Origin of the sequence: Dyadobacter sp. CY356 (genome assembly GCF_021440195.1) — a bacterium.
Taxonomy (GTDB): Bacteria; Bacteroidota; Bacteroidia; order Cytophagales; family Spirosomataceae; genus Dyadobacter.
The window spans coordinates 147819-170578 of the sequence record NZ_JAJTSZ010000012.1 but is presented as its reverse complement, the minus strand read 5'-3'; the positions used below and the strand labels follow the sequence as shown (position 1 = coordinate 170578).

Here is a 22760-nt window from a genome sequence, read left to right as displayed (position 1 = left end):
GGATCAAACTCTCCATTGTAAATTTTGTTTTGTGGTAATCCTAAGATTCCACGTTATCTTCTTAAACGAACTATCTTGTTACTCTCTTCATCATGTCAAAGAACTGTGCTCCGCGTCTTCCGAAACTCGTTGCGCTGATCGTTCTCAGCACCGTACTACCCGATTGGGAGTGCAAAAGTCCTCCATTTTATTTTAAGATGCAAGTCCTGGAAGAAAAAAAATCAAAATAATTTTATCTTTTTTTATAACTACCTAATCATCATAAGTTTAGTTGTCAAATTTTTTTGACAACTATTAGCATGCTTAGAAAGCGAGTATTTATATGTTTGATTCTACCGGAAAAACTCGACTGTGTGTTCAGAAGCATATTGGTCGTCGCCAGGCTTTATTCTTTTAACGAAAAAACGAGCCTTTTTACCGAGCCTGAGGCTTGTATATTTTGCCAGGAGATGTTCCTGTGTACCAAGCGGCTGTAAAGAAGGATACCAAAGGATATAACCTGGTTTCTCAAACAGAAGCTGTGGTTCTGACCAGTTTTGGCTGTTTGCATCAATTCCGAGATCAGGGTTTGTATTAAAGGAAATATACACCTGACTGCCCTGCCATGATTTTCCAACGACCTTGGCCATTAACATAACCCAACAATTCAGATAGGTGTTCCAGCTGACGGATGGCCCCCAATAAAATCCTCCTGTTGCAGACGATGCAGGGCCTCCTCCGGCTTTTAACGGTATTTGCAAACTGCTTATGGGTTTACCAAAACTATTGTAAGCTGCTTCAAAGCTGGTCCCATCCCATCTTTTTGCTTTACCCTGAGGGTTATCCAAATCTTTTAATGCAATACGGGCTACGCTTATGCACTGCCCTCCCCATTCCGTTTCCTTTTTATAGGTATGTTGATCATAAATACCGGGATAGCCGTATTCACCATAGAAAAGGTAAAGATATTCTCCGCTCGCCACTGCGGACGGGTCACCAACGCCCCCTCCAAATGTGTTGGAGATGTTGTTAGGTTTTAAAATCATCCGGGGATTAAGATCTTCGATGAAAATACCTTTGTTGTACCAGCTTTTTCCTCCATTTGTTGATTTCATAATCCCGATCCTACAAACTGCGGCGGGGCTTTCCGGCCCTCTCAACCCCTGAGGCCATTTTTCATTTTTGTATCCTTCTTTGGTTAATGAATCATAGGGAAGTGTCGAAGGATAATTTTCATTATGATAAACAGCGTAAAGGGTATTGCCTGATTTATCGTGCGGTTCCTGATAAACGGTTTCAAACCATATTGCCCCATGCAAACCGGGTTTGCCAACCGGAGCATTTTTTGGTAGCACAGGATCTGAAAATTGGCTGGGATTACTCTTAAATGCTTCATCAGCATTACTTCCATTGGCAAATTTAAGATCCTTTGCATTGCCCCAAAGAGGATCTTCGCCGTATTTCCCAGGGAAGATTCTGAAGGTATCGCCAATCCAGGCTTCGGCCATATTACAATCCACAAAAGAATTGAATACTATTTTTTCGGAAGAAAGCAGCTTGAACTGTGGTTGCTTTACCTCGCCCTTCCGGGGAGAGCATCCATCAGAAAAAGCAAGCACCAGTGAAATGCAGACCCAGCGGAATACAGAGGAATTATTCATCATATAAATATTGCAAGATATTGTGTGTGAAAAAGAAGATGCAATATTTAAATAATATTCCGGGTGTACAAAAATAATTCAGGATTAATAATTACAAGTAATACTAACTGTAAAACCTCAAGCAGCTTAAATATTTTTAAAATACTCAATTACATGCATCTTCAACAATGCTTCCTGCTTGTCAATACCTCCCTGCGGCAAGGCACGGTTCAATATATAATGGGGCCAGCCGTCCTTGTCCCTTTTTTCAAACAGATAATAAGACGACAGACTTAATACCTTACATATACCTATATGCATCAGATCTTGTTTTTGTTCTTTTGTAAATCTTTTGGCACCTTGTCCCAATTCCTGCACGCCTATCAGAAATAATACGCCATTCAGGTCAGCGGGGCGTTTGCCTAATAACTCCTCCAACGTTTGAAGCAAATGTTCCCACTGCGCTTCCAGGGGTTGGTCTTCTATATTTAATGTGCTCATATAAGTTCTTGTTCTATTAATGCGTATCAGTCAAATCCAGCCCGAGGACATGTTAAACCGATACAATAATTTACATCTATATATAGGAAAGGAAAACACAGGGCATTGCTGACTACTTATCAAATCTCCGGTTTGTTTCCGTTTTATCAAAACCAATAACAGAAGGCGGACGTTCTATTTGTCATGATGTTTTAATTTTCCTGTAAAATGATTGTAAACTCTTGATCATATATAGAATAGAAAAGAGTGCATTTGCCGGTTTTTCCTAACTTTGGGTTTTGTGCGATACGAATGAAGAATACTGATACGAATAATATACATAAGGAGGGAGATAGATTGAGCAAGCCAGAATATTTAGATACACTGAACGAACCGCAACGCCAGGCTGTGGTTTATGGTAATGGTCCGCTAATGATTATTGCCGGTGCCGGTTCAGGAAAAACCCGAGTACTTACTTACCGGATTGCCCATTTGATAGAAAATGGTGTAGATCCGTTTCGTATTTTATCCCTGACTTTTACAAATAAGGCATCCGGCGAAATGCGGAAACGTATCGAAGGGGCTGTCGGAACAGAAGCGAGAAATATCTGGATGGGTACTTTTCACTCCGTTTTTGCCAAAATTCTACGGATCGAGGCCAGATATCTTGGTTATACCAGCGATTTTTCGATTTATGATACCGACGATTCCAAATCTTTATTGCGGAGTATTATAAAGGAATATAACCTGGATGATAAAGTTTACAAGGCTAATGTGGTTTACAACCGGATTTCAGGAGCGAAAAACAGGCTGGTTTCTGCGGACGATTATATCAACAACGCCGTAATCCAGGCAGATGACGAAGCGGCCAAAATGAAGGAAATCGGGCGGATTTACAAAACTTACGTAACGCGCTGTTTTCAGGCGAATGCGATGGATTTTGATGATCTGCTTTTTAATACAAATGTGCTGTTCCGTGATTTTCCTGATGTTTTGTACAAATATCAGCACAAATTCCAGCATGTAATGGTGGATGAGTTTCAGGATACGAACGTTTCGCAATACTTAATTACAAGAAAATTATCAGCAGTTAATAGGAATATTGTCGTGGTGGGTGACGATGCGCAAAGTATTTATGCTTTCCGCGGAGCCAATATTGAGAATATTCTGAATTTCGAAAAGGATTTCCCGGATGTTCAGACCATCAAACTTGAACAAAATTACCGCTCTACAAGCACGATTGTAAATGCTGCAAATTCAGTAATTGCCCGAAATAAATCCCAGTTGAAAAAAGAAACCTTCACTGTTAATGAGGAAGGTTCGATGATTGATGTCATCAAAGCGGGTTCGGATAATGAAGAAGGCCGTTTGGTAGCTGGAGCCATTTTTGAAGAAAAAATGCAGAAAGCGCTTAAAAACGAAAATTTTGCAATTCTTTATCGTACCAATGCGCAGTCACGTTCCTTTGAAGAAGCACTTCGAAAGCTGGGAATTAAATATAGGATTATCGGTGGACAATCTTTTTATCAAAGAAAAGAGATTAAAGATATTTTAGGTTACCTGCGTTTTACGGTAAATCAGCGTGACGAAGAAGCTTTCAAAAGAATTATTAATCTTCCCAAACGCGGGATAGGTGATACTACCGTTGCCAGAATTACAGTAACAGCTGCCGAAAATAATGTTCCGATCTGGGAAGTGGTCAGCAATATTGCCAATTATGCGACCGGCCGGACCGTTACGCAGATCGATCAGTTTGGGACATTGATCAAAAGTTTTATGCTAATGCTTGATGCCGGCAAAGATGCTTTTGAAGTTGCAGCACATATCGCAAAAACATCCGGACTTCTTCGGGAATTGTATGAAGATAAAACCGTTGAAGGACTTTCGCGTTATGAAAACGTCCAGGAATTGCTGAATGCGATCAAGGAATTCGTCGATAGCGAAGAAAATGAAGACAAAACATTAAGTGCCTTTCTTCAATCCGTTTCGCTTTTGACCAATGCCGATGAACCGGATGAAAACGAGGATAATGACCGCGTTACGATGATGACGATCCACTCGGCAAAAGGGCTGGAATTCCGGAATGTTTTTATCGTTGGTTTGGAGGAGGATCTTTTCCCAAGTCAGATGATGCTGGAAAGCCGCCAGGATCTGGAAGAAGAACGGCGTTTGTTTTATGTTGCGATTACCCGGGCTGAACAGAAACTTACTTTCTCCTATGCGGAAAGCCGTTACCAGTGGGGACGGCTGAAAATGTGCGAACCAAGCAGGTTTTTGCTGGAAGTTGATGCAAAATATCTGAATATTTCTCAGTCTTTCCAAAGAGAAATTGGCCGTGAAGGCTCGTCTTCGTCGCCCATGTCTTTTGTTAAAAACCTGAGTCCGAGAAGACCGACAGAGCCAAGGCCGGCCACTGCCGCATCATCACATATACCTTCTTCCGATTTTGTGCCAAGTGATACCTACGATCTTGCCGAAGGTGATAAGGTAGAACACGCCAAATTTGGTTTTGGCACGGTTGTTAAGATGGATGTGAACGGAACAGACCGCAAGGCAACTGTGAAATTTGATAAAGTTGGTGACAAAACTTTATTGCTCAGTTTTGCCAAATTGAGAATTGTGAAATAAATCGTGTTGCATAGTTATAGTACGATCAACGAAGACTTTACCTAATAAACCGACACCGCCACAGGACTTTATTAACTTGTTAATACTCTTGTGGCGATGTTTTTTAATTATTGATTTAACCAATTTAATTATGTTCATCGAGAAAGACCTTCAACAAATTCAGGAGCGCGGAAGCGACGCCACGACAGTGGAAGAACAAGTGCATTATTTTGTAAATGGATTTCCATTTCTTCATCTCTCAAAAGCGGCAACGGTTGGAGACGGAATTATTCGTCTGTCAGACGCACAGATTGAACTTGTAGTTACGGCGTTTGACAAAAGTTCTGCTGACGGAGAAATTGCTTTACTGAAATTTGTGCCCGCATCTGGTGCTGCTACGCGGATGTTCAAATCGCTTTTTAGTTTTTTACAGGAAAATAAAAAAGATAAATCGGTTGACGAGTTTTTTGCGAGATTAACAGAATTTGCTTTTTACGAAGATTTGAAAACTGCCCTTGCTTCGGACGGCATAGACATTACAACCGCAGATGAAAATACGATTGTATCTTATTTCCTGAATAACAAAGGTTTAGGTTATGGTGAATTGCCAAAAGGACTGTTGAAGTTTCATAATTACGAAAGCAGCTCACGTACGCCTTTGGAAGAACATTTGGTAGAAGGCGCACATTATGCAAACGCGGGAAGTCATGTGCAGATCCATTTTACAGTTTCTCCTGAACACCGGGATAAATTCGAAAAACTGGTTGTGGAAGTGCTTCCAAGTTATCAAAGCGAATTCGGCGTAACTTATATGGTATCGTTTTCTGAGCAAAAAAGCTCTACCGATACCATCGCTGTGAACATGGACAACTCGCCTTTCCGTGAAAAAGATGGTGGATTGTTGTTCCGTCCGGCTGGACATGGTGCTTTGCTGGAAAATTTAAGTCAGCTTGATGCAGACATTATTTTCATCAAAAATATTGATAACGTCGTTCCTGACAGAATTAAAGGAGATACCGTAACTTACAAAAAAGCACTGGCGGGTATTGTTCTTGAATTCCAGAAAAGAATATTTGGTTATCTTGATAAATTGAGTGCAGGAGCAGATGCTTCATTGTTCTCAGAACTTGATACCTTTTTCCGTGAGGAACTATGTGTAGTTCCTCCGGCTACATATGAAAGTTGGTCAGACGAACAGAAAACAGAATATTTTATTGGCAAACTGGATCGTCCTTTGCGCGCCTGCGGTATGGTAAAAAATCAGGGAGAACCTGGTGGCGGACCTTTCTGGGCGGAAAATGCGGATGGCTCTTCTTCTTTACAAATCGTAGAATCTGCGCAGGTTGATGTCGACAATGAACAGCAAAATGGCATTTTCAAGAATTCAACCCACTTTAATCCGGTTGATCTGGTATGCGCAATCAAGAATAAAAACGGAGAATTGTATGATCTGAAAAAATTCCGTGACCCGTTGACAGGATTTATTACTTACAAATCCAAAGATGGGAAAGAGTTGAAAGCGCAGGAATTACCCGGCTTGTGGAACGGATCAATGGCAAACTGGAATACACTTTTTGTTGAAGTTCCACTGATCACTTTTAACCCGGTAAAAACCGTAAATGACTTACTCCGCGAACAGCATCAGTAGTGTCAGAATAACATTTATAAAAACAAAAACGTCGAAGCCATTACGGTTTCGACGTTTTTTATTGGAATAAATTCCGGAATATCATGATTGTCAGGGGTACTATTTCAAGGAATTGGTAAAACCTTACTTTCTTTGAAAGTAGACAAAATCACCATTGTCTGCGTACTTGCCACTTCTTCAATTTCATTAATTTTTTCCAACATCAGTTTTTGATAGGTACTGATATCCTTTGAAATTACTCTTAACAAGAAATCGCCTGTACCTGTAATGTGGTGACATTCAATTACTTCTGGTATTGCATGTATTTTTTCAACAAATGATTCAGTAACAGCTTTTCTATGGCCAACCAGAGAAATCTGTACAAAAGTACTTACACCTAAGCCAACTCTTTCAGGTTCCAGCTGCGCATGGTAGCTTTTGATAATCCCTGATTGCTCAAGTTTCTTTACACGTTCCAGTGTAGGAGCCGGAGAAAGCCCAATTTCTTTTGAAAGTTGTGCGTTCGTTATTTTGGCGTTCGTTTGTAAGATCTCCAGTACTTTACGGTCTATCTGGTCTAATTTAATGATAGCAGACATTGCTTATAACATGGTTTATAGTTAGCCCCATTTTTTAGGACGCTGCAAAACTAATTAGTTTCCCGAAGATAATTGTAATTTTATACTGAAAATTTGTCAAAAAAAAGAATTTTAATAGGTAAAACAGCGTTTTAGTGCTGTATTGTTGGGTGTTATTTTTAAACAGCCCTTTAATACTAATTTCATTAAACGGAATAAGCCTCTATTTTCTGTAAAAAATCCTGATATGTTATTTTAATTCCTTCGGTCAAATCGGTCTTATGTTTCCATCCCAGGGCATGAAGTTTACTAACATCCATTAGTTTCCGGGGCGTTCCGTCAGGCTTATCCGTATTCCAGTGAACGTCGCCTTCATAACCCACAGTTTCCTTGATAAGCTCTGCAAGTTCTTTTATGGTTACATCTGTGCCAACACCAATATTAAGAAATCCCGGTTCGCTGTAATTTTCCATCAGGAAGTAACATGCATCCGCCAGATCATCGGCATGCAAAAATTCACGCAAAGGCGAACCGGTGCCCCAAAGCTCAACGGCTGGTTTATTTTCCTCCTTTGCTTCATGGAATTTACGGATCATCGCAGGCAGAACGTGCGATTTGTTCAGATCATAATTATCATTCGGGCCGTAAAGATTTGTTGGCATAACCGAAATGAAATCGCATCCATACTGACTGCGATACGCTTCGCACATTTTTATTCCTGCAATTTTAGCTATCGCATAAGGCTCGTTGGTAGATTCCAAAGTACCGGTAAGCAAAGAATCCTCATGTAAAGGCTGAGGAGCAAGCTTTGGATAAATACAGGAAGAACCCAGAAAAAGCAGTTTTTTTACATTAACCCGGTAAGCGCTGTCGATGATGTTATTCTGGATTTGCAGGTTATCGAACAGAAATTCGGCCCGATAAATATTGTTTGCCATAATCCCTCCTACTTTGGCAGCTGCCAGAAAAACGTATTCAGGGCGCTCGGTTTCAAAAAAATCCTTAACAGAAGCCTGGTCACGCAAATCAAGTTCTGATGACATCCGGAATACAAAATTATTGAAGCCTTCTGCAAGCAATCTGCGGTGAATTGCAGAACCTACCATACCCCGGTGACCGGCAATATAAATTTTAGCGCTTTTTTCCAATGTGTTATGTAAATTTGTATGTTGAAAAATCAATATCTTTAATACCCAATTCGTTACAAAAGTAACAATCTTACCCTGAAGAAAAATTCAATACACATGCAAAGAGTTATGCTGGTCTGGTATATTGTCACCGTTTTTCTTGTACAAGGGGCAGTGGCGCAGACTGATAAAAAAGAAGATTCACCACCATCCTGGCTTCCCAAAGCAGCCAATACGGATTCTGTAAATGCTAAAAAGGGGTCAAAGGATCTGAAATCTTTCGTGTCAGGACTGGATCCTGCGGTGAGTTCATCCTTGCCCGGAGGAAATGGAAAAACGACATCAATTTCTACACTTTTTGGAGAAACAATTCCTGATCTGGGATTAAAAGTAAAGGAATATAAAAGTCAGAAAGCTGACAGAAAATTAAAAAAGGAAAAGGCAAGACTGGCCAAAGTAATGTACAAAGGCATTCCGATGGAAGTGATGTCGATCCGATATGGTAGCGGGGACCGTGCAAACCTGGAATTATTTCATGTTTTGAAGGAATACAAACCGCTTGATATTTATGCCCGGGCAACTGAAACGCGCTGGTATGATACAAAGAGTAAAAAATTAAGTTCTGCGCTGATCAAGGACAAGGAAAAAGCGCGTTTGCTTCACGGTTCGTACAAAAAGTATAACGGTGAAAACCTGATCGAAGAAGGATTTTATTACATGGGCGTAAAGGATGGGCGCTGGGTGAAGTATGACTCCAAATTCAATCTGGTTGACAAGGCGATCTGGAACAAAGGTTTTCCTGCCGAGTCACGTATAACTTATTACGATTCAACCCACACAAAGATCAAGGAAGTGATTCCGGTTATGTTTGGGGAAACCAGCGGAGAATATGCTTCATTTTATGATGAGGGACAGTTGAAGACCAGTGGAAAATATGATCACGGCAAAAAAGTGGGCCGCTGGGTTGAATATTACCAGTACCGTCGTCAGCGGAAAAAAGAAATTCAGCATCCAAAATCAAGCTGGGACGAAGAATTTGATCCATTTGTATTGCGGGAATGGGACGAAAAAGGAAAACTTCTTTACGATTATACCAAAGATCCCCGCGCTTCCGCCGAGGAAGAAACTGAAAATTAATAAGGATCATGAGGGGAAATTCCCCTCTTTCTGTTTTATTCGTGTCTTTGATCGATACGAGCTACTTCATTTATGTTTAAAGCTTTCCTGGATTTTGCGCGGACTAAAACCTGGCTGGCACTAGTCTTTTGCCTGATTCCTGTAATTATTTACATTTTTGTTTTCAAAGTCATAGCTTTGAATATCAATTATGTTGCCTTTGACGATATTTTAATTTTGGGAATTATTCCTGGTTTTGAAGATGCATCCTGGCCGGACCGCTGGCGCCGGCTAACCGAACTTTTTCCCGAACACCGCCTTGTTTTTTCCCGTTCCATTATTCTTTTACTGCATTCCGTTTTTGGAAGAATAAATCTGGTCTGGCCTATGATTGTGGCCAACATCTGTTGGACTGGCTGCGCATATGTTTTTTATTATGTGTTTAAAAAGCTGCATTTGTCCTTGTGGTATTTTGTGCCGGTGATGTGGCTCTGGTTCAATATTCAGTCTTTTGAAAATATTTTCTGGGGCGTCAGTTCTCTTTGTAATTATGGTGTTTTATTGTTTGTAATAAGTGCTGTTTACTTTGCAACACATCATCCTCAAAAACATTATATAGCCCTTATTTTCGCGGTTATCGCCACGTTTACCTATGGTAACGGCCTCATGGTTTTTCCGGTTATCGGTTTGATCGCCTGGCTCATGGGGCGGAAAAGGGATTTTTTCATAACCGTTTTTGTCTCGGCTGTTATCGCCATTATCTATTTTATTGACTTCACGCCAATTACTCAAAATCTTGATTTCTCAAATCCAAAACAGGTAAAGGAAGGTTTTCTGGGATACTTTGGTTTTATCGGCTCCATCGCAACCATTTCAGCTTATGATGGATCCTCTCCGGTTTTAACGACGGCAGTGGTTTTTGGATTTGTTCTGATCTTTTCCGTTTTGTTTTTATTTAGAAAACAATGGATATCACTTTGGAACGCTGCCTGGCGGAAAACTGATTACGTCAATCCTGGTGCATTATTTTCATTAGGAATTCTGGCTTTTGTAGCTATCACGACCTTGGCTTTGGTCTACAAACGTATCCCAACCGACACTTTTGAAGGTATGTTCAAAGGCCGTTACCGGATGTATTCCACGCTTTGGTGTATTGCGCTGTATTTTGGTCTGCTGTCTTTAACGTCCCGGCAAAAACTTCGTATCGCTATCACATCATTGGTTCCGTTAACGATCTTTTTAAACTTGATTATCCTTGATAGTAATTTTGTGCTGGCCGTTAATAATCGCCGGTTAGCAATCGTTCAAGAATTTAACGCGCGTTATAACGCAGATTGGTTGGGTATTAGAATGTTTTCAATGGATCAGGCACATTTTGAAAAAATACGTGCATATTATCATTCCGATGATCCGTTGGCGGAAGGATGGAATCCACGAAATCTTTCTGATTCTGTAACTTGCTCGAAAATTTATCAGCCTGATATCGTCAAAAAAGAAGGTAATTATCTGGTCGTGAATTTTGAAAATGGCTCTTTTGCGGCAGAGAAGGATTATTCAGATGGTGCTTATGTGATTTTGAAATCCAATAAGCATACCTACGCCGCTCCACAAACGCAGTCTGCCGTGCCAATTAAAACAACACTGCGCAGAATGATGTATTTCAACAAAGGAGCCTATGCCTCTTTTCATACGGCAACCGTAGAGCCCGGGTTTTACAGGATTTATTTATTGGTAAGAAAAGGCGGAAAAAATACGATTTTTTGTACCAATAAAACCTGGACAGAAGAATGATTCTGTCTTAAAACTTACGGTGAATTTCAGTTAAAATCCTTTCAACCTCCTTCCGCACCTCCGACGATGGATGAGCGAAATTGTTGTTCATAAAACTGAAAGTCATCATCTTGCCCTTTTTGGTAAGCAGATAACCGCTCAAATTATAATTATTACTGAAACTTCCGCTTTTGGCAAAAACAAAAGGTGCTTCACCTTTAAAAGAATTCCGTAAGTTTCCTGTACTTCCACCATTTGGCAAAATTTTGAATAAACGCTCCTGCGGCACTTTTGCATAAATCTTCTGTAACAGAGCAGTAATTGTTCTTGGCGTAAAAAGATTATAACGGCTTAATCCTGAGCCATCTTTCCAGACCAGACTATCAGGCAAATCACTCAGGTAATTTTTTGTCATATGACTGATTGCCTGCTCCGTGTTTAAAGGCAGACCTTTCGCTGAGGCATACAAAAGCATCAGCTGATCAGCAAGCATATTGTCACTGACATACATCATTCGTCTGTATAAAGAATCAGAAGGGATACTGTAAACGGTTTTCAGCTCAATACTGAGCGGAATATGAATCAGCTTGATTTCCTTTTTCAAGGCCTCACTCAAAAGCTGAACGGTAACCTGATCGGACATACGAACCGGGATATCAACTGATTTTCCTGACGTTATGGCTTTTTCGGAATAATGAAATGTATTCTGGAACTCTTCTCTTTTAATACCTTGAATGGATGTGTCGGCCACCATAGACTTATTCCAGAAAGCCGGCCTTACTTTGAAGATTTTGTCCGTTATGCCTGTAAAGCGGACTATGTTTCCATAAACCGGCATCGAGGAAATTTCCGGCTGATAGTAATCATTATAATCGCTCCACGCCCAGCCTGGCCCATATCTTTCATCTTTAAAATTGACAGGAGAGAAAAATATCTGTTCTTTTCTGCTTTTCAAAAAATCGATAACAGCACTTTTGGGAAGGTCAGGATGCAACAGAGACGGATCACCAGTTCCGCGGATTATCAATAATTCGCCCCATTCCAGATATTCAATTCCGGGCAGCGAATCGCCCAATGCGCATAAACCAGCATAGAAACTGAATAATTTTGTATTGGAAGCCGGATTAAAATATTTGTCGGATTGATAAGAACCTAATGCCTTATCGCCTGTCAGATTTTTAATAGATACACCGGTATGCTGTTGACTTAAAACCGGGGAATTTTTTATTTCATGATTTAAATAATGGGAAACCGAGCAGCCAGACAATGAAACTAATGTAATCAGAAAGAGGAGCGTGCGCATAGAAATCTGTTAAAAATAGATTGTAAAGTTAGTGGTTTCGGCTAAAAAACGAAGAAAGCACAACCTTAGTTTTTAACCCGACCGAATTTTTTCGAAACGATCACTCCATTGAATTTAGTAATTTGCGCGTTGTTAGCACAAGTCTTTTGTAAACGCATACTATGAGTAACCTTCAAGCTGTCCTGAAACAATACTGGGGCTATGACCAGTTTCGGCCTGTGCAGGAAGAAGCCATCCGGTCGGTCCTGGACGGAAATGATACGCTTTTGCTGCTGCCAACGGGTGGTGGAAAATCGATCTGTTTTCAGGTTCCGGTGATGACGATGGAGGGTATTTGTATTGTAGTAACGCCACTTATTGCGTTAATGAAAGATCAGGTGGAACAATTGAAAAGACGTGATATTCCGGCGGCGGCAATTCATTCCGGTATGAACCGGCACGAAATTGATATCACGCTCGACAATTGTATTCATGGACAAACGAAGTTTTTATACGTTTCTCCTGAGCGCCTTCGTACGGAGATTATGATTGAGCGGACTAAGCAAATGAAAGTTTGTCTGCTGGCTGTGGATGAGGCACATTGTATTTCTGCCTGGGGTTATGATTTTCGCCCATCTTATCTGTTAATTTCCGAATTCCGATTACTGATTCCCAAAGTGCCGGTAATGGCGTTAACCGCCACTGCCACGGAACAGGTTCAGATTGATATTATTGACAAACTGGAAATGAAACCTGTCAGGGTTTTCAGACAGTCATTTGCAAGGGCAAATTTGTCGTATTCTACTTTTTTGGAAGAAAATAAGGAAAGGAAATTGTTACAGATTCTCAAAAATGTGCCCGGTACTGCCATTGTCTATGTCAGAACCAGAAAACGTACCAAGGAATTGGCTGACTGGCTCACAAAACAAGGCCTTCGTGCGGCTGGATATAATGCGGGTTTACCTTATAAAGAAAGATCAGACCGGCAAACGGCATGGCTGAAAAACCAGGTTCGGGTTGTGGTGGCCACCAATGCTTTTGGTATGGGAATCGATAAGCCCGATGTACGGGCCGTGGTTCATTTTGACTTACCGGATAATCTGGAAGCCTATTACCAGGAAGCCGGCCGTGCCGGGCGTGATGAGCAAAAAGCATTTGCAGTAGCACTTTTTAATAAAATTGATCTGGAAGAGCTGGCGGAAAATGTGGAAAAAAAATATCCTCCCATGGATGTTTTAAGACGTGTTTACCAGTCTTTGGCAAATTATTACAAAATCCATGTTGGCGGCGGCGAGTTTTCGGCTTATGATTTTGATATACAAAAGTTTACGGGGACTTTTGGCCTTGTTGTAAATGAGACACATTATGCTTTAAAGCTGCTGGAAGAGGAAGGTTTTATTCAATTGAGTGAGAATTTTAATAATCCTGCCCGACTGCATTTTGAAGTAGATAACCGGCAATTATACGATTTTCAGATACGTAATCCCGAGTTTGATTCGTTTGTGAAATTGTTGCTCAGGATTTATGGGGGAGAACTTTTTACAGAGTATGTCCGGATTTCCGAAACTGAGCTGGGGCAAATTTATTTTGCAACAGAATCTGAAATCATTAAAAAACTGTCGTTTCTCAAAGAACGCGGTATTGCGGATTATGAACCCAGAAGAGATAAACCGCAGCTCACTTTCCTGACACCAAGATATGATGCGGAACAATTGCCGCTCAATGTTTTTGAAATCGAAAGGAGGCGTGAGCGCGACAGGCAGAAAGCCCGGGCGGTTATTCAGTATGCCTCAAACAAAAACCGTTGCCGGACCATACTTTTATTGGAATATTTCAATGAAATGGATGGAAAAGATTGTGGGGTTTGTGACGTTTGTCTGAAAAACAAAAAGAATGAACCGAAGCCGGAAGTTGATGAAGAATTGGGAAACCAGATCTTGCTTTATTTGAAAAGTTTCGGATCCGTTACGCCCCGGGCTTTGAGCCAGATATTTGAAAATGTAGATGAAAAACCTTTTCTGCAAACGTTAAGATATTTGATTGACGAAGAAATTATAAACTATGACCAGGTTGGGAAACTGACCTTAAACAGCAAGTATCATTCTTGAAAAAGCAACTTTACTACCTAACAATAACACTTGGCCTTCTGGCAAAATCAGCTTACGCACAACAAATACCGGGTCTTGCTGCAAGTAATTATGGCGGACTATACCGGGCGACGGAAAATCCATCGGCTATTGCCGGTTCAAGATTTAAGTGGCAGGTCAACATTGGTACGATCGGAAGCAGTATCAATCACCGCTATTTTGTTTTTTTAGGCAAAAACTCTCTTTTCTATCCACTTTTGGCCGCACATTCCAAAGATGAATTATATGGCCGTTCGCGTACCATGGGCTCGCTTACTGACAAAGATCCGATATATCTGACCAGTGAAATCCGGTGGCCGTCGGCCATGTTTTCTATTGGAAAATATCAGGGTGTTGCCATTCAGTTTAGAACCAGAGGTTTTGTTACAGGAAATAATGTGCCGGATGATATCCGGAATCTTTATTTCAAACGGCTGGATACCGGAATGGACAATGTGGCAAGTACGGACTGGGGAAAATTCAATTTGGTTCAGCAGAGTTTTTCTGAAATGAGTTTTTCTTATGGGGTACAGTTGCTTGATCTGGATGCGCATAAATTACGTGTGGGAGCAACTGGAAAAAGGATTTTTGGTGCCAGAATCGGGTATCTGAAAGGATCTGTTGATAATTTCCAGGTTAGAAAAGTAACCGGATCGCAAGATGAAAGTGAACTGGTCTTGAATAATTTTTCATATGAAACCGGATATAGCCAGCAAAATCAAAAAATGAAATTAGGCGATTTGTTCAATTCTGATAAATATGCAGCAGGTTGGGCATATGATCTGGGTGTGACTTATGAGTTAGGTAATTATTGGCAAAATAAAGATGAGGCGTTCGACCAGAATCCGAAATACATTCTGCGCCTTGCAGCGTCATTAACTGATATAGGATCCATAAAATACAAAACAACCGGAAGCCGGGTTATCGGCGGGCAGCAGGAACAAACGATCATCGGTCAAAAGGAACTGGAAATAATTGGTAATGAAGGTGCTGACGGACTCATGAATTTGTATCCGGCAAGCTCTGATACGACTTTTAATAGTAAAGTGAAATTGCCGCAAGCGGTACATTGGGAAGCGGATGTGCAATTGGTAAAAGGTTTTTTTGTTACGTTATCCCAGACAAAACGTTTTAAAGAACAATCGGATAATATACTTGGTGTGGCCCAACCTAACGTTTTTACCATCACGCCACGTTTTGAGGATGAAGATTCTGACTTTGCTTTTCCAATCTCGTTTATTCAGGGGAACAAAAGAGTAGCGATCGGGGCTCTGGCGCATTTCGGGCCGATTTTTATTGGATTTAGTAATATTAATGGACTGATGAAAAGTGGTGGAGCGAGAGGAAGTATGGCTTATGTTGGCGTGAGTGCATGGAAATTGAAGGGGTGGAAGAAGAAGGGATGAGCAGCCTGCCTATAACGCAAGTTATTCCAAAAACGCTAAAAAGATTAAACAGCGTAAGGTTTGGACTAACTGGCGTATTGGTTTTGGGGTGAATATAGTGGTTGTTTTATTGCTTAGTGCGGGGTGAGGTTAATCTGGTTTAAGCTAAATACATAAATTAAGATTTGTGCCCGTTTAAACCGCTTGTGACAGAATACGGTGAATGCCCTGGACACGGCCGCTACTTTTGACCTTCCAAATGTCAAAGTTTTTCTGCATATCCAGCCAAAATTCCGCGTTGATTCCAAATCCACTTTCAAGCCGTACTGCCATTTCAGCAGATATAGAAGATGTTTCATTAACAATTTCTGATAACTGTTTCCTGCTGACGTTTAACTCCCTGGCCGCTTTTGTGATGGATATTTTCATTTCTTTTAAAACATCTTCCCGCAAAACGGCACCAGGGTGTACCGGTTTCATTTCACTTTCCATTACTGTTTATTTTAGTGATAATCAATATAGTTGATATCAAATACATTGTCTTCTTCAAACTGGAATACAATCCGATAATTGCCTGTAACCCAAATTGCCCAGTATCCTTTCAAATCACCACTTAATTGATGTAACCGATAGCCTGGAATTGCTTTAATCGGATCAAGTGTTTTTGCGGTATTTAAAACCGACAAAATACGTTTGATCTTTTCCACTTGTTCAGCGGGTAACTTGGAAGGATTATTCTTTTCCCAAAGTAACCGAAGCCCTTTATGCGCAATGGTTTCAATCATTATTACAAAGATACAGTGAAACCCAAGAGGTTACAATTTTTACAAATATTTTAATTTAGAAGTTAATCAATTGAAGAGTAAAGCGTTTGTATAATTATATCATAGGAGTCTACCCTTTCCGCCCAAACCAGCTCCCAATCCTCCGGAACATTCTTTTCTCGAATTCCCAGAAAAAAGAAAACCTGCCCCAGATCCAGCCCCAGGCGAGTAAGACAACCTGGTAAAGAGGTAGAATGATCAGGATATTAACCGTCCAGAGAAGCCAGGACGGTGATGTTTCTGTCGATATGCCAACCAGATTAAAAAGTGCGCGCTTGATGTATAAAATGGAAAATCCGGTACAGGCAAAAACCAGTAAGATGATTAATACGTCCCATCCATTTTTAACATTCCAGCGCTGCTTTAACTTTTCAATCATACAGGTTTATTCGTATAAAAATCCGAGGTGATCAGCTTTGATGACTTCTGTATCCAAAGGAAGGAATTCTTCCCAGAACGGATCGTTTGGTAGGCCTGCTTTGCATATAATCGGTTCCTTTTTTACAGGATGTTCAAAGAAAAGACGGCGGGCATGAAGGTTTATACTTGCATCCGGATTTGGTTTTGGATAACCATATTTCAAATCACCACGAATCGGACAACCCATAGAGGCCAACTGAACGCGGATCTGATGCGGACGGCCGGTTACCGGTGTTACTTCAAGCAAATTGAATTTGTTGACATCACCCAGAAGCCTGTAGCTAAGCTCAGCACGCTGTGATCCGGGCACTTCGTAATCATAAGCAGTGGTTACATTTCTTTGCTCATCTTTAATTAGCCAGTGAACAAGTTTTCCTTTTTTTTCCGGCGGACGGTTTTTTACAACTGCCCAATATGTTTTTTGAACGTCGCGTTTACGGAAGATCTCGTTCATTCTTTCCAGCGCTTTTGACGTTTTGGCAAAAACAACCAATCCGCTAACCGGACGGTCCAGACGGTGAACGGTTCCTAAAAACACTGCTCCCGGTTTGTCATATTCTTCTTTTATATATTCCTTCAACATGTCCAGTAACGGCTTGTCGCGCGTAGAATCGCCCTGCACAAGTATACCTGGTTCTTTGTTGACAATCAGTAAGTGATTGTCTTCATATATAATCTGAAATGGGCGCTTTGCCATAATTTTCTGTTTTTAAAACTTTTGTTTAATAAAAGAAAACAAAAGGGAGGTGATCAATAAGACTCTTTTTCGTTTGGAAAAGATTTGCCTTTAACGTCTTTAATATAATTTGTGATTGCCTCGTTCATGATGTCATTTAAATTGGCATACTGACGAAGAAAACGTGGTTTAAACCCTTTGTTTATTCCCAATACATCATGCAGAACCAATATCTGTCCGTCAGCATGAGGACCAGCTCCTATCCCAACAGTCGGAATGGCGATACTTTCCGAAACCAGTTTGGTAAGTGCCGAAGGGATTTTTTCCAGCACAACGGAAAAACAACCAATTTCATCCAGCATTTTGGCATCTTCCAAAAGCTTTTTAGCTTCAACTTCTTCTTTGGCGCGAACGGTGTAAGTACCAAATTTGTAGATCGACTGTGGGGTCAAACCTAAATGTCCCATAACAGGAACGCCGGCACTCAAAATCCGCATTACAGATTCCTTTATTTCAAGCCCGCCTTCCAGTTTCACGGCGTGTGCGCCGGACTCTTTCATGATGCGAATAGCTGAGCGTAACGCTTCTCCCGAGTTCCCCTGGTAAGAACCAAAAGGCAAATCCACAACCACCAAAGCACGCTTCACAGCGCGTACAACCGATGAGGCGTGATAGATCATCTGGTCGATCGTAATCGGCAATGTTGTTTCATGACCCGCCATTACATTGGAAGCCGAATCGCCAACCAAAATCAGCTCTACGCCGGCTGCATCCACAATACCTGCCATGGAATAATCGTAAGCAGTCAAACAGGAAATTTTTTCGCCCCGCGTTTTCATTTCCTGAATGATGTGGGTCGTAACGCGTTTTATATCAGAACTATGTATAGACATTTTTTTTAATTGTTAATTGTCAATTATTAATGGTTAATGCTAAGACATTAACAATTTACCATTAACAATTAATCATTAAAACTTATCTCCTTATCAGCCAGCTTTCCGGATTCAGGCGTGAAGTACTTTTCCAGATCTGGAATTGAAGTTCAGAAGTTCCGTCACCATCCGTCGCCACGCGCCCGATGGTTTCCCTGGCTTTTACTTTCTGTCCGGCCTGAACCGTTACACCAGACATTTTTGCGTAAACAGTCATGTAATTTCCGTGTTGAATGGCCACAACATTACCCATTCCCGGCATTTGTGTTACATCCAGAACAACGCCGTCATAAACCGAACGAACCGTTTCTCCTGCATTGGTTTGTATATCAACCCCCAGGTTATCAACCATCACACCTTTCAAAACAGCATGTGGACGCTGCCCGAAATGACCTGAAATAAACCCTCTCGTTGGCCATGATAAGCGTGATTGCGAAGCTGCAAATGACGATGCAAGTGTAACTTCTTCATCACTCATTCCGCTTGACGAAACCACCGGCTCATCTTTTGGTTCTTCTACCACTACTTTTGCCTCTCCCTTTTTCTCTCTTTCTGCATTCTCTCGTGCTACACGTTCACGTTCAGCTTTTCTTTTTGCCTCACGTTCAGCACGTTCCTCTCTCTCCCTTCTTTCTCTTTCCTTTTTCTCTCTTTCCGCAATCCGGCGGATGTTGGCTTCCAATAAATTAGTCGCTTTCCGGTTCTCGGCTAACTGATTTCTCAGCTCAACTTCCTTTTGGGATAACTCTTTTACAACCTCATCCTGTTTGGTTTTCAGTCCTTCGAGTTTTGTATTTTCCGAAACCTGGGTTACAAGTACCGTTTGCTGCTGTTGTTTTTTGGAAGTAATACGCTGGCGTTCGGCCATCAATTCTTTTTCCAGAACTTCCATCTGTTTTACCTGTCCCTGACGGGCATCAGTATATTGTTTTAAATATTTGTAACGTAAAACAAACTGATTGAAGGTGCCTGATGAAAAGAGGAAAACCAACTGATTCAGATAAACGTTTCTTTTTGAAGCTTCATAAATCATATCGCCATACTCGGCTTTTAATTTACCCAGATCATTGGCCAAAACCTGACGCTTTTTTTCAAGCGTTTTAAGTTCCTTATCCAGAATCGCCATATCATCCGAAAGCAGATCAATCTTTTTCTTTAAGTTATTGATCTGCTGATTCAGGGCACGTAACTGGCCAAGGTTGACGTTTTTTTGGGAAGATGTTTGTTTCAGAATACTCTGAATTTCATTCATCTTGCTCTGGTTTTCACTTTTTTCCCGTTCGAGCTGTTCCCGGGTTTTTTGGGCAAATACGCTAAAAGAAGTACCGCACAGAAGTGTGAGTACCAAAAATAAACGACGATAATTCGGTTGATGAAAGGGCATATTTATTTTTCTTGCTGCCAAAATACCTTAAAGGGCGTGTAAAGTTAAGCAGACTTCACGTTTTTGTGCCTATAAATGCGTGGAGAATCTGGATTTTTACCTTTTGCGGGTATAGCTGGAAGGGATACTAAAAGGGAATCCAGGATTTTTACTTGCCAATTCTACCTTGTTATGCTTGATTCGCATGGTAGTCTGGTAAAATTGTTTGTCTTTTTGAGACTGGACGTCGAGATTGATGAGGCTGCCAAAAGGAAACAGAAAACCGTTTACCTCCTTAAAGTCCTCATAATTTAAAACAAAAGTATTTTTTGTAGGTACTTCAACCGCTTTAAGCTTTTGCAGTTTCAGATTTTTTTCATCAATATAGTTATCCAAAATAATCCGGGCATTCTCCTGATGCAGGACAACAAAATCATTTTCCTTTAAAACCTTTGTATCGGCAGTAGGTGCGAAAGGCAGATTTCCTATAATGATCGATTGCAAAAGTTTGAAATTCAGATCAAAATTATATTGTTTACTGAGCTGTGCGTAGGTAAAAACAAAGTATTCCTTGTGAAATTTATCAACGAAAACAATAGAATCAGGCGTAATTAAACCACGCGCTACTTCAAAACCAACGCCGGTCACTGAAAGCCAGATCAGGCTGTCTTTTTTTATTCTGATGTTGACATTGGTGTTATCGAAATCCTGTGTGCTGCTGCGAAATGAAAATTTGGATTTTGTCAAAAGATAGTCAAACGCAACTTCTTTCACCGTAACAGGTGCTACGGAATTAGCAACTACTGAATCCGTTTTTGAAGAATCTTTTACTACGAAGGACGAGTCAAGTGTTGGCCTGGTCGTTCCTTTTGAAAGATGTTTTTTGTGGCATGAAGTAAACCAGATGCAGCCCAAAGCCAGGAACCATACTGTAATCTTATTGTTCATGTAATGTTCCGGTTGCTATTTTTTTGTCAAGTAGTTCAGTTGTTTCCCCCATTTTCTTCGCTTTTTTCCATTGGAGAACGGCATTGTCACGTTCGCCAAGTTTAAAAAGTACATCTCCATAATGTTCAACAATCGTGCCACTGATATTGGAAGTATCCTGAATTGCCTTTTCTAACGATTCTTTTGCCTTTTTGTAATCTTTACGAATGTATAATACCCAGGCATAAGTGTCCAGATAAGTAGGATTGTCCTGGTGCTGCTGTACTAAACGTTCCGACATTTTTAATGCCAGATCCAGCTTTTCCTTACGCAGAGAAAGGAAATAACTATAATTATTTAAAACGTGATCATTGTCAGGGTTTTCCTGCAAAGCCAGATCATAAGCTGCATCTGATTTTACATTATCTCCAAGGCCATTATATGCGTCACCAAGCTGAGCGTGGATATAAGGGATCATATCCGGTTTGTCTGTGATCAGTTTCAGACTTTCTTCAAATGATGAAATGGCTTGTTTGTAATTCTTCTTCATCAAAAGTGCCGTTCCGTTTGAATACCACAACAGGCCTTGATTTGGGAAAATTTCCAGTGCTTTTTCAGAGTGGACCAATAAACTGTCCACTTGATTTAAGTCCCCGTCCAACTGGATAATCGCACCCCAGACCTCATACACAGAACCATCCAGCCTGGCTGCTTTTGCATACATATCACGCGCCTCCGCTTTTTGTCCGCGACGCATTAATAGATCAGCATAAATGACCTGAGTACGTGCTTCATTTGGATGTGTATCTGCCAATTGCTTTGCCAAAACCAGGGCTTCATTCATTTCCTCATCCGTTTTCAGCATTTTCAGGTAACCTGAAAGTACACGGATTTTTGGATCTGCATCCAGGTTTGGGTTAGCAAAAACGAGTTTCAGTTCCTGATTACATTTTTCAACATCACCATTCCGACGATAAATATCGGCCAGAAGCACATGCGCCTGGGCTTCATCCGGGTTTATTTTTAATGCTTCCTGCAAGGGGCCAATAGCTTCCGAGACTTTGTCGTTGGCAATCAGCATTTCAGCAATTTCAACACGATAACTTGCTTCTCCGGGTTCGCTGTCAATCAGCTTTTTTGCCTCGGCCAGCGCTTTATCCAGTTTATTTTCCCGTAAATAAAGTTGTTCTTTCTGATGCGTAATTTCTTCGGTTACACCAATTGATTTTTCAAGAAGGTCATACGTCTGGATCGCTTTGTCAAATTGTTCGTTGAAAACATAAATGGCAGCCAGCTCAATTCCGTATTCCAGATTTTCAGGATTTTTGGTGACAAGTGGCTCGTAGATTTGAGCAGCATCGGAATATTTTCTTTTTTTTGCGTAAAGCTGCGCTAGTTGCTGGGCATAAAACGGATTTGTTTTATCCAGATCATATGCTTTTTTAGCAGGAACAAGTGCATCATCCTGTTTATCGAGTTTAAGCAGCGCGGTGGCCAGCAAATAATACCCGGCTCCGTCGGATGGGCTTTTTTTGATGATCTGTTCAAAAACCGGAAGTGCACGGGCTGGCTGATCGGTCATCATGAACTTCATGCCTTCGGAGGTAAGTGTTTCTTCTTCCAGCCGAAATCCTGAAACCACTGCGGATTTTTCTTTTTCATTGGTTTTACTTTTGCGCTGTGCATCGACACGCGCAATCCCGCAAGCCATTAAAATGCTTGTCAGCAAAAATATCCTGAATAATTCTATCCTCATATTTTATCTTGTTGCCCATCAGCGATCTCGACGGATCATCTATTTCAATATAAACAGCAAAGGTACCATTTTTTTCGTGTTGATTGGCTGAAATCCCGTGACCTTCTCCTTAGTAACGGATATTGGAAAATATTCGTGTAAGAAA

General features: G+C 40.9%; 19 protein-coding genes. 6 read left to right on the top strand and 13 right to left on the bottom strand.

Features of this window, described 5'->3' with window-relative positions; translation table 11 throughout:
- Positions 1-332 precede the first annotated feature (332 nt).
- Positions 333-1640: a hypothetical protein gene (locus LXL81_RS27820; RefSeq protein WP_409013982.1), complete on the bottom strand. Its 1308-nt coding sequence runs from the start codon at positions 1638-1640 to the stop codon at positions 333-335.
- 126 nt (positions 1641-1766) lie between these two features.
- Positions 1767-2120, bottom strand: coding sequence for a hypothetical protein (locus LXL81_RS27815; RefSeq protein WP_234651133.1), 354 nt, complete (start codon positions 2118-2120; stop codon positions 1767-1769).
- Positions 2121-2411: 291 nt separating this feature from the next.
- On the opposite strand from LXL81_RS27815, the gene LXL81_RS27810 reads away from it, so the two are divergent.
- A complete protein-coding gene (locus LXL81_RS27810; RefSeq protein ID WP_234651131.1) occupies positions 2412-4727 on the top strand; it encodes an ATP-dependent helicase in 2316 nt (771 codons plus the stop codon).
- Positions 4728-4857: 130 nt separating this feature from the next.
- The gene (locus tag LXL81_RS27805; RefSeq protein WP_234651129.1) at positions 4858-6354 is read left to right on the top strand and encodes a DUF4301 family protein; all 1497 of its coding nucleotides are present in this window, start codon (positions 4858-4860) and stop codon (positions 6352-6354) included.
- Positions 6355-6458: 104 nt separating this feature from the next.
- On the opposite strand, the gene LXL81_RS27800 is transcribed toward LXL81_RS27805, so the two are convergent.
- Both LXL81_RS27800 and LXL81_RS27795 read right to left on the bottom strand, forming a co-directional pair.
- The gene (locus LXL81_RS27800) at positions 6459-6932 is read right to left on the bottom strand and encodes an Lrp/AsnC family transcriptional regulator (RefSeq protein WP_090340796.1); all 474 of its coding nucleotides are present in this window, start codon (positions 6930-6932) and stop codon (positions 6459-6461) included.
- Between the two features lie 185 nt (positions 6933-7117).
- The gene (locus tag LXL81_RS27795; RefSeq protein ID WP_255713975.1) at positions 7118-8059 is read right to left on the bottom strand and encodes a GDP-L-fucose synthase; all 942 of its coding nucleotides are present in this window, start codon (positions 8057-8059) and stop codon (positions 7118-7120) included.
- Between the two features lie 96 nt (positions 8060-8155).
- Here LXL81_RS27795 and LXL81_RS27790 point away from each other — a divergent pair, with 96 nt between their 5' ends.
- Both LXL81_RS27790 and LXL81_RS27785 read left to right on the top strand, forming a co-directional pair.
- Entirely contained in the window at positions 8156-9175 is a 1020-nt protein-coding gene (locus LXL81_RS27790; protein WP_234651127.1) for a toxin-antitoxin system YwqK family antitoxin, read from the top strand.
- Between the two features lie 72 nt (positions 9176-9247).
- Positions 9248-10945 carry a hypothetical protein gene (locus LXL81_RS27785; RefSeq protein WP_234651123.1) on the top strand — a complete coding sequence of 566 codons (1698 nt, stop codon included), beginning with the start codon at positions 9248-9250 and terminating at the stop codon, positions 10943-10945.
- A 7-nt stretch (positions 10946-10952) separates the two neighbouring features.
- Here the strand turns inward: LXL81_RS27785 and LXL81_RS27780 are convergent, their stop codons facing one another.
- Positions 10953-12227, bottom strand: a complete 1275-nt coding sequence (locus LXL81_RS27780) for a D-alanyl-D-alanine carboxypeptidase/D-alanyl-D-alanine-endopeptidase (RefSeq protein ID WP_234651121.1) — start codon at positions 12225-12227, stop codon at positions 10953-10955.
- 161 nt (positions 12228-12388) lie between these two features.
- Between LXL81_RS27780 and LXL81_RS27775 the strand changes: the two genes are divergently transcribed.
- Together LXL81_RS27775 and LXL81_RS27770 are read left to right on the top strand one after the other, a co-directional pair.
- Positions 12389-14314 carry an ATP-dependent DNA helicase RecQ gene (locus LXL81_RS27775; RefSeq protein ID WP_234651117.1) on the top strand — a complete coding sequence of 642 codons (1926 nt, stop codon included), beginning with the start codon at positions 12389-12391 and terminating at the stop codon, positions 14312-14314.
- A complete protein-coding gene (locus tag LXL81_RS27770; RefSeq protein ID WP_234651115.1) occupies positions 14311-15738 on the top strand; it encodes a DUF5723 family protein in 1428 nt (475 codons plus the stop codon). The genes LXL81_RS27775 and LXL81_RS27770 overlap by 4 nt, the downstream gene beginning before the upstream one ends.
- A gap of 174 nt (positions 15739-15912) precedes the next feature.
- Here the strand turns inward: LXL81_RS27770 and LXL81_RS27765 are convergent, their stop codons facing one another.
- The 8 genes from LXL81_RS27765 to LXL81_RS27730 all read right to left on the bottom strand — a co-directional run bounded on the left by LXL81_RS27765 (position 15913) and on the right by LXL81_RS27730 (position 22615).
- Complete coding sequence (locus LXL81_RS27765) at positions 15913-16209, bottom strand: HigA family addiction module antitoxin (protein ID WP_234651114.1); 297 nt, start codon at positions 16207-16209, stop codon at positions 15913-15915.
- A gap of 11 nt (positions 16210-16220) precedes the next feature.
- Positions 16221-16502 carry a type II toxin-antitoxin system RelE/ParE family toxin gene (locus tag LXL81_RS27760; RefSeq protein WP_234651113.1) on the bottom strand — a complete coding sequence of 94 codons (282 nt, stop codon included), beginning with the start codon at positions 16500-16502 and terminating at the stop codon, positions 16221-16223.
- Between the two features lie 109 nt (positions 16503-16611).
- Positions 16612-16920, bottom strand: coding sequence for a DUF6787 family protein (locus LXL81_RS27755; RefSeq protein ID WP_234651112.1), 309 nt, complete (start codon positions 16918-16920; stop codon positions 16612-16614).
- A 6-nt stretch (positions 16921-16926) separates the two neighbouring features.
- Positions 16927-17658, bottom strand: a complete 732-nt coding sequence (locus tag LXL81_RS27750; RefSeq protein WP_234651111.1) for an RluA family pseudouridine synthase — start codon at positions 17656-17658, stop codon at positions 16927-16929.
- A 53-nt stretch (positions 17659-17711) separates the two neighbouring features.
- A complete protein-coding gene (gene panB, locus LXL81_RS27745; protein ID WP_234651110.1) occupies positions 17712-18530 on the bottom strand; it encodes a 3-methyl-2-oxobutanoate hydroxymethyltransferase in 819 nt (272 codons plus the stop codon).
- Between the two features lie 82 nt (positions 18531-18612).
- Positions 18613-19953: a murein hydrolase activator EnvC gene (locus LXL81_RS27740; protein WP_234651109.1), complete on the bottom strand. Its 1341-nt coding sequence runs from the start codon at positions 19951-19953 to the stop codon at positions 18613-18615.
- Positions 19954-20049: 96 nt separating this feature from the next.
- A complete protein-coding gene (locus LXL81_RS27735; protein ID WP_234651108.1) occupies positions 20050-20880 on the bottom strand; it encodes a DUF4292 domain-containing protein in 831 nt (276 codons plus the stop codon).
- Positions 20870-22615: a tetratricopeptide repeat protein gene (locus LXL81_RS27730; protein WP_234651107.1), complete on the bottom strand. Its 1746-nt coding sequence runs from the start codon at positions 22613-22615 to the stop codon at positions 20870-20872. Before LXL81_RS27730 ends, LXL81_RS27735 begins: the two co-directional genes overlap by 11 nt.
- Positions 22616-22760 lie beyond the last annotated feature (145 nt).